This is a genomic window from Neobacillus sp. NRS-1170, from assembly GCF_050468025.1.
The window spans coordinates 1-4985 of sequence record NZ_JBITPF010000115.1; the positions used below are offsets into that span (position 1 = coordinate 1).

Annotated in this window: 5 protein-coding genes and 1 riboswitch; of the genes, 1 reads left to right on the top strand and 4 read right to left on the bottom strand. The window is 35.2% G+C overall.

Annotation, left to right across the window (positions count from 1 at the left end):
* Window positions 1-242 precede the first annotated feature (242 nt).
* From ACIFOT_RS32005 to ACIFOT_RS32020, 4 genes are all read right to left on the bottom strand, one after another.
* Window positions 243-443, bottom strand: a complete 201-nt coding sequence (locus ACIFOT_RS32005) for a cold-shock protein (RefSeq protein ID WP_028401851.1) — start codon at window positions 441-443, stop codon at window positions 243-245.
* 407 nt (window positions 444-850) lie between these two features.
* The gene (locus ACIFOT_RS32010) at window positions 851-2305 is read right to left on the bottom strand and encodes a DEAD/DEAH box helicase (RefSeq protein WP_430072933.1); all 1455 of its coding nucleotides are present in this window, start codon (window positions 2303-2305) and stop codon (window positions 851-853) included.
* Between the two features lie 369 nt (window positions 2306-2674).
* Window positions 2675-3148 (bottom strand): hypothetical protein, encoded by a 474-nt coding sequence (locus tag ACIFOT_RS32015; protein ID WP_430072936.1) that lies wholly within the window; start codon window positions 3146-3148, stop codon window positions 2675-2677.
* The gene (locus ACIFOT_RS32020; protein WP_430072938.1) at window positions 3149-3931 is read right to left on the bottom strand and encodes a hypothetical protein; all 783 of its coding nucleotides are present in this window, start codon (window positions 3929-3931) and stop codon (window positions 3149-3151) included.
* Between the two features lie 352 nt (window positions 3932-4283).
* Window positions 4284-4367, top strand: a riboswitch (cyclic di-GMP riboswitch).
* On the opposite strand from ACIFOT_RS32020, the gene ACIFOT_RS32025 reads away from it, so the two are divergent.
* Window positions 4348-4509 (top strand): anti-repressor SinI family protein, encoded by a 162-nt coding sequence (locus tag ACIFOT_RS32025; RefSeq protein ID WP_430072941.1) that lies wholly within the window; start codon window positions 4348-4350, stop codon window positions 4507-4509. It overlaps the preceding riboswitch by 20 nt.
* The last annotated feature ends 476 nt before the right edge of the window (window positions 4510-4985 follow it).

The following is a 4985-nucleotide window of genomic DNA, read 5'->3' on the forward strand; positions in this document are numbered from 1 at the left end:
TTATTTTCATGGGAGTTGAATTACACTAAAAAAGATTGACAATTTTAGCCACCCTCTACAAAAGCACTTTAAAATGTTTATTGAAATGTAATTAGGAGAATTCGTGTTTATGTGATACACTTTGTTTACCATTTGATTTACTGTTTACATGTGCCCTACTCATTCGTGAGTGGGGTTCCTTGCTTTTAAAAATAAATAAAAAACAGACTCTAAAAAGAGCCTGCTTTAGTTTGCTTTTATTATTAAGCTTTACGCACGTTAGCTGCTTGAGCTCCACGTTGACCTTGCTCAACATCGAAAGTCACAGCTTGACCTTCTTCTAAAGATTTGAAACCTTCGCCTTGAATAGCTGAGAAATGAACGAATACGTCTTCTCCACCTTCACGTTCGATGAATCCGAAGCCTTTTTCGCTGTTAAACCATTTCACTTTACCATTTTCCATTTTTGTTGCCTCCTAGTGTGTAAAAACACACATTGTGTTACTATCCTTGCTTTCAGTGATCATCAAGACGAAAAGTTTTACTAATCCTATCCTTTACACCGAACAAAAATAATTCTTATATATATTAACATTTTTCACAAGTATTTGCAAGAAGGCATAAAAGCGACCATATTTGCCACTCACGAATATACACATCTGGTCTTGCATTCTTTAGTTGTTCTTATTCAAATAAAGCACCCGTAAGTGTAAGTGAAAAATTCACAATATATACGACATCATTTCCTAATTCCGCTTGAACGTGTCTTTAAAACATTGTAGCAACCAGTTCATACCCAATAATACTCATCATCTGTCCCTAAAGCTTCTCAAATCATATCTGGGCTGTTTTCATCCTACTTGTAATCATTTCATAATGCTTTCTTTTTTCGAAATGACCTGGAAGTTTTTTTATGATTGCCATTTCCCCCTTTTCCCCCAAATTCCATATTCCCTTTATAATTTCTCCTTGATTTCTCTTGTACCTTAATTTTAGGCTTACTGGCATATCGCGGTGATTCGGAAGTTAACTGAACTGGAACATCCCTCTGTTCCTTCGACAACAATTTCAAGGCAACTGAAACTAACGATATCGAATCGTATTGATCGAGCAATTCGGTTGCTGCTTGATTAAACTGTTTGTACTGCTCCTCTTCAACCAATTGAATCATCTTTTCTAATGCGGCTCTCTGTATAGACTCCATTGCCTCTGCTACCGTCGGAATTGATTTACGCTGGATCTTTCCTTTCGAGGCTTTTTCAATACTGTGAATCTGTCCAGTTTCCCTCGGTGTAACCAATGTAATAGCTAACCCCGTCTTACCTGCTCTGCCCGTTCTGCCGATTCGGTGAACATAACTTTCCGGGTCTTGAGGAATGTCAAAATTGTAGACGTGGGTAACCCCTGAAACATCAATTCCTCTAGCAGCCACATCGGTCGCAACTAAAATATCAATGTTTCCCTCACGAAATTTATTCATCACAACATCTCGCTGTCGTTGATTTAAATCTCCGTGCAACCCATCAGCAAGATACCCTCTTTTATTCAATGCATCACTTAATTCATCCACGCGTCTTTTTGTTCTTCCAAAAATCACGGCTAATTCTGGGTTATCCACGTCTAGCAGACGGCAAAGCACTTCAAATTTATCTCGTTCATTGACCTCATAAAAAATTTGCTTTACAGTTGGCGAGGTAACTTCCTTCGCTTTCATCTTTACCAACTCTGGATCGTTCATAAATCTTTCCGCAAGATTTTGAATCAGTTTGGGCATGGTTGCAGAGAACAGTAAGGTTTGTTTTTCTTCAGGGGTCTCTTTGAGGATTCGTTCGATATCCTCCAAAAAGCCCATATCTAACATTTCATCAGCTTCATCCAATACCACCACTGAGATGCGATCTAACTTCAGCGTTTTACGTTGAATGTGGTCCAAAAGTCTTCCAGGTGTACCCGTAATAATGTGTGGGACCTTTTTTAATGCCTTGATTTGGCGTTCTATAGACTGACCTCCATAAATAGGGAGAGAAGATATGCCCATGTATTTCGCCAGCCGATTGATCTCGTCTGAAACCTGAATAGCTAATTCCCTTGTCGGTGCAATTGCAATCGCCTGAACATATTTTTTGCTCGTATCCACTTTCTCCAAGATAGGTATGGCGAAGGCAGCCGTCTTTCCTGTACCTGTTTGTGCTTGACCAATTATGTCCTTCCCCGTCAAGGCTATGGGAATGGCTTTCTCTTGAATAGGAGATGCTTCTTCAAATCCCATATCCGTAATCGCTCTTTGAATGGTTTCACTAATGCCCATTTCATAAAATGTTGTCATACTTCATAACCCCCTTCAATTTGTTTACAATTTTTTATATTGGACTAACGCCTTGATTGGAATGCACATATGTATTAATTTTTAGGAAAGTAAAGGCATTCACCCATGTTACAAGATAATAATTGATAAACAAAGTTCGTAATAAGATGATTATTTGTTAATAATTAAAGTTTATACCAGTAAATGAGCAATACGAAGGTATGACTTTTTCAACAAAACTCCCATTTTTTGAATAGGAAAAAGTATCGCTGTGACTGCAATCCTTCTTGAACTTAAGCACCCGTTACTTTAAGTACAATTCTTCACAATCTCCTTCTTTAATGGGCGATGTTTTTTATAGCATCACACCGATAATAAAAAATTTTGTTGTTATTCTTTAGAATTAATAACTTTCGCCAACCCTAACGCTAAATTCCGTGTGAGTATATCTGAAACTAATTTTTCATCCTTCAGCTTACAATTAATAATTAGTATAACTTCTCCATGTTTTTCATTCCGTACCAGTTTAATTTGCTTTTTTTTATTCTTCCATTTATAAAATATTATTTCGATTACTAAACCAATAATAATGCCGCTGGCTGCACCAATTAGTCCCCAGTATATAGGTCCCCATTCTAATTCAAATCCCTTGCTGGCTAAAATAGTTGATAATACAACTGCTAATGCAAAACCCTTATCTAAAAACGAACGACCGTCAGAATGATTAAGGGAGTCAATGATTGAAGCTCTAACATTTACTTTCTTTAATGGTACTGCAAAAATATCCGTTATGCCATTCTCCTGTAACTCTGTTATCCCAAGCTCAAGATACTTTGTATGTTCAAAGGTCGCAAAAATTTGCATTTATTCCACCAGTCCTCCCTTTTGAATGTGGAAATTCGAAGGCTGGAAATTTTCCTCTAAAAAGCGTGCTTGTTCTTTTGCAAACAATTTATTTAGTTCAATAGTATCTGTATAAGATTGATACAATGTGAAGAAATAAAAAGACGGTATAAATAGCAACCATTGCATATTTAATACTTGTGTGGATTTTTGTATATCTCCCTGTATTAAATAAATTATTGCTTCAGCGAAGTGTGAGTAAAATACAAAGATAACTGCCCAAAAAAGTGTAAAAAAACTTGCTAAGATTCTTTGTTGATAAAATTGACCTAGACTTGGAATGAAAATTGCCCAAATAAGGGCTAGGATAGGATTTCTCTTATCCAGATAATTAACACCCGCTGTGTTCATAGCATATTTCTTGATGGGAGAGTTGGCACTTTCGCTAAGTTTATACTCTTTGTTCAAATCAACTGCTCCACGGTAACTGTCCCATATACCGAATAAATATATAGGTATATATAAAAGCAATAATCTGGTATTTAATATACCTTTAGCTGATGGTATATCTCCTATAAAAGAATACACCATAGCAGCGTTTAGATTTGAATATGAATTAATACAAATTTCCCAAACAATTAGACCAGTACCACGAAAAAAATGTCCTAGTAGAATGTGACCAAGTCCAGGGAAAGCTACTGACCACCAGGCAATTATTGAAGGTTTTCTTAAATGAAGTATGGTTGTATCAAAAATTCCTAAAACGTTTCTAGGAAGACTTTCTCTTCTCATAACCCTACTCATATAAAATGCTCCTTTGATCCAAGTTTGTAATTTCTGTGTACAGGTTAAATTCAGTTATATAATCCTTTTTCCTTAATCTCTCCAAAAAATTTTTTAAATAAAAATAATATCAATAATTAAGTTTTCTTCTTATGATAACCTGCCATTTAGCTGAATAACAAAAAAGGATCACCGCAGCAATCCCAGTTCTTTAACTCTTGCTCCCGTTGAACAAGTACCTTCTCTTTTATCGCATTTTTGTATAGGTGTGACATAATTTCCAAGTATTTATTTATGTCGAAATTTTTGGATTTTTATTTGTAAATTTTTTGTAAAGTTTATAGTGCCATTTATATAGTACTTTTGAACTTTAAAAAGATAATGGCAAACCTCTTGAGAGATTGGGACGCAAAGCTACGGATCTAAGGTGTTTAACTATGATGGCTGAGTTGCCTAAAATAGTTCATATTTTAGGAGGCTATATTGTGATTACTCTTGCTGATGAAAAGGAACTTGATAAAGATTGGGTGGAACTTATTAAGAAAGCTCTAGAGATAGGAATATCGGCGGATGAAATTAGAGATTTTCTTAGTAAATAATTGAGACCATTAAATGGTCTTTTTTTATTTATCATGGTTCATAGAATGGTTCAAATGAAGCATTAAAGTGAGTGGGATTTTCAAATAGATTCTTGCACTAACCTGCTTCGTTAGTTAAATAAGGATAAAAAAAGAGCGACTTCTCAGCCACTCTTAATTAACCATTTTTTGGTCTGTGTTTATTCTGTTTATAAATATAATCGATCCTGTTCATTGTCCTATATCCTAAAATACCAAGGATTATTGTATATATCGTTGTTAAAAATAAGCCAAGTATAGCAATCCAAAATAACGATGTTATCTTCCTTCTTTTGTTAAGCACAACAAATTACCTCCACGAATTAATCGTTATTATCTTGCACCTAATAAGGGAGATTATTACAAGAACAACAATTGATAAGAACGACCACTCAAGTCATTCATTCTAATTTTAATTAAACTCAAGCACCCGTTAGCTTAAGTTATCATGAACGAAA

Excerpts from the sequence above, each read along its gene's own strand:
- ACIFOT_RS32005 (WP_028401851.1), bottom strand. The coding sequence starts at position 443 with ATGGAAAATGGTAAAGTGAAATGGTTTAACAGCGAAAAAGGCTTCGGA.
- ACIFOT_RS32010 (WP_430072933.1), bottom strand. The coding sequence starts at position 2,305 with ATGACAACATTTTATGAAATGGGCATTAGTGAAACCATTCAAAGAGCG.
- ACIFOT_RS32015 (WP_430072936.1), bottom strand. The coding sequence starts at position 3,148 with ATGCAAATTTTTGCGACCTTTGAACATACAAAGTATCTTGAGCTTGGG.
- ACIFOT_RS32020 (WP_430072938.1), bottom strand. The coding sequence starts at position 3,931 with ATGAGTAGGGTTATGAGAAGAGAAAGTCTTCCTAGAAACGTTTTAGGA.
- ACIFOT_RS32025 (WP_430072941.1), top strand. The coding sequence starts at position 4,348 with ATGATGGCTGAGTTGCCTAAAATAGTTCATATTTTAGGAGGCTATATT.